Source organism: Blautia sp. CGZ-1-C1, from assembly GCF_056504575.1.
The window spans coordinates 1-2847 of the sequence record NZ_JBWLUT010000022.1 but is presented as its reverse complement, the minus strand read 5'-3'; the positions used below and the strand labels follow the sequence as shown (position 1 = coordinate 2847).

Annotated in this window: 3 protein-coding genes and 2 pseudogenes; 1 reads left to right on the top strand and 4 read right to left on the bottom strand. The window is 39.0% G+C overall.

Annotated elements, in window-relative coordinates; translation table 11 throughout:
• Nucleotides 1–663 (bottom strand): annotated as a pseudogene (ttdA, locus tag AC058W_RS01165) (L(+)-tartrate dehydratase subunit alpha); the annotation flags it as partial.
• Between the two features lie 267 nt (nt 664–930).
• The gene (locus AC058W_RS01160; RefSeq protein ID WP_242986826.1) at nt 931–1173 is read right to left on the bottom strand and encodes an SLC13 family permease; all 243 of its coding nucleotides are present in this window, start codon (nt 1171–1173) and stop codon (nt 931–933) included.
• A gap of 101 nt (nt 1174–1274) precedes the next feature.
• On the opposite strand from AC058W_RS01160, the gene AC058W_RS01155 reads away from it, so the two are divergent.
• Complete coding sequence (locus tag AC058W_RS01155; RefSeq protein WP_118411428.1) at nt 1275–1916, top strand: LysR family transcriptional regulator substrate-binding protein; 642 nt, start codon at nt 1275–1277, stop codon at nt 1914–1916.
• A 272-nt stretch (nt 1917–2188) separates the two neighbouring features.
• Here AC058W_RS01155 and AC058W_RS01150 read toward each other — a convergent pair.
• Together AC058W_RS01150 and AC058W_RS01145 are read right to left on the bottom strand one after the other, a co-directional pair.
• Nucleotides 2189–2713: pseudogene (locus AC058W_RS01150) on the bottom strand (HipA domain-containing protein); the annotation flags it as partial.
• The gene (locus AC058W_RS01145; protein ID WP_242986828.1) at nt 2683–2823 is read right to left on the bottom strand and encodes a hypothetical protein; all 141 of its coding nucleotides are present in this window, start codon (nt 2821–2823) and stop codon (nt 2683–2685) included. The pseudogene AC058W_RS01150 and the gene AC058W_RS01145, both read right to left, overlap by 31 nt.
• Nucleotides 2824–2847 lie beyond the last annotated feature (24 nt).

The window sequence follows — 2847 nt, the reverse complement described above, 5'->3', positions numbered from 1 at the left end:
TAGCATTGTCATTATGAGAGCCAATCGGACGCATCAGCGCTTTCTTGGAATTGAGAGCAGCAGTCTCTACAGATGTACCTACACCAACACCGACAAGGAGCGGAGGACAAGCATTCAGTCCATAACTGGTCATCTGATCAAGTACAAAATCTGTGACGCCTTCATAACCTGCACCTGGCATAAGCACCATTGCTTTTCCCGGAAGAGTGCATCCGCCGCCTGCCATGTATGCGTAAATTTCACATTTATCACTGTTCGGAACGATATCCCACCATACAGTCGGAGTTCCTTTTCCAACATTCTTCTTGGTATTATATTCATCAAAAGTTTCTACAGAATTATGTCTTAATGGCGCTGCAAAAGTAGCCTGTACAACAGCTTCTTTCAAAAGTCCTTCCAGTTCATTGATATATGGGAAATTAGTTCCACATTTCAGCCAGAACTGAAGAACACCTGTATCCTGACAGCTCGGACGGTTTAATTCGACAGCCAGTCCCTGGTTTTTCGTCATTGTCTCGTAGAGAATTTTCGGAAGTGCATCTGTTTCCTGAGAGCCGAGTTCTTCCAGCTTCGCTACTACGTCATCCGGTAATTTTTTCCAATGTAGGCAACAAAATCTGCTACCATGTCTGTTAATACTTTAACTCCATTTTCCTTAGTCATGTTTTACCTCCTGATATACTTCAGATATTTTCGTGTTATCAATGTACTGGCAAGTTAAATTTCCAATTAACTTACTCCTACATCTGTCACTGATCAAACAGCAACATTTGGACTGGACTGTAGATTCAGAACTGTCCTGTTTTTTGGCATTTGATTTTTGGGTTTTATTGAGTTATATGTAAAGCAATTTTTCTTTGCTTTTTAACTTAATATTTTGATTTCTTCCAACCGCCGGGCACGTAGCTGGCAAGATATCCTATTCCGTTTTTACGGATAGAACGGAAACAGAATCGGCAATAAAATCATACAGATTACAATAAAGATTACCAGCAGAAGAATGGTCGGATTCGGATCTGCTCCGAGAAGTCCTACGATCTTATCCGCAATCAGCTCACCAGCACCTGTTGTATCCAGGGCTTTCGCCAGTGTAAGAGAACCACCAAAAAGCAATACTACTTTCAAATCAATAGAAGCCAGCGCCTCTTTCTCAGAGATTACTCCTGTCAGCACCAGGAAAATCGCTCCGATACAAGCTGAAATCTGAATGCTGATTCCAATCAGCTACTTATATTCTTCAATATTGCAATGAACTTCAGGCCGACTATTCCAGTATGTCCAGAGTGAAACCACCCCTCCGTATTGGAATCCCACCTATGCTAAGTACTGTATTTTTCCCGGAACTGCTCACTGCATTTCACCAGGATTATCCTGAAATCGCAGTCGTGCTGGAAGAATACGGCTCTGTCCGCGCCTGTAATCTGGTTCAGAATGATACTCTGGATCTGGCGCTGGTCAATATGGAACAGTATAATATTGATAAATTCCACAATGTTGTTCTTGCTAATGATCAGGTTGTTTTCTGTGTGAATAAAGACCACCGACTGGCGGATAAAGAAATCGTTACTACTAAAGAAATGTCTAAAGAATTACTGATTTTTTTCAATGCTGATTCTGTCCAGAACCAGCTGTTAAAAACAAGATTCGAAATGGATGGATACATACCCAATATTGTTATGCGTAGCAGTCAGATTTACACAACTCTGCAATTTATAAAAACAGGAAAATACAGTTGTTTCCTCTATTCCAGTATGCTTGATAAATTTACTGATTCTGAAATTACAGGAATTCCGCTTAATCCGCCAATCCACATTAAGATTGGTATGATCTGGAAAAAAGGAAAATATATCAGTGGAGATATGCAGACGTTTTTGAACTTTACAAGAATGTATTACAGAGAACATCCATTGACTTAATCTCACCAACTACAATGAACGAGAATATACCTCAAAGTTGTCATACTGCTAAGGATAGTTGCATGTGACAATTCTTGTAGATAAGTGTGAACACTACCGAAATAATTTTATATGAAATTACTATATGCCTATATGTGAATTACTCGATAACTAAGTTACCAGAACATCTGAATTAAGGCGGGATGCCGCCTTTTTCAGGGTGCATCCATGGCACCACTACTGTTTGCTCTTTAAAGCTATACAGCTACTTTTATTATTTCCGGTGTTTTCAGTCCGGTTACGGACAGTTCTTTTTTCCCCGGATTACGTCCATTTCCATCAACAGTTGTCGTATGTTCTCCGTAATAAGTAGTACTGTAAGTAAGATCATACGCAGGACTTAATCTCCATACATCCTCTGTTTCGTTATACAGATATGTGAAATTTTTCGAATGATCATCTCTGTTATGGGCAAAAACATTAAAACACATACGCCGGAACATATTTTCCACATCATTTTTATTATCCCTGGTAAGAATCTTCATTAATTTCATTAAACTATGATAGTCCAGACTTGGCTGTTCAAAATCAAGCTCCAACAGTGCCGCTGCTGTCAGCATATGAATTTTTTTACACCCTGTTTTATCCAATCTTCTATCAAATCTTTTAGTACCGAAATATCCCTTACATCTCTCAGATGGAAATAATCTTGTCTCACTCATTATAATTCCGCATTGCATAGCGCACCGAGAATACTCGTATTCCATTTTTCCAGCATTTACTCCATCTACATGAGCTGGAAATTTAATAATCCATTCTCAAGCCATTCTTCACAATATTGAAATGCAGTTTTATATTCAGCCGTCATAGCCAATGTTCCCACAAGTTTTTCATCGTAAAACACCTGTAATACATTATCTCGACTCATTTATAACCTCCTGGATATTTCGAT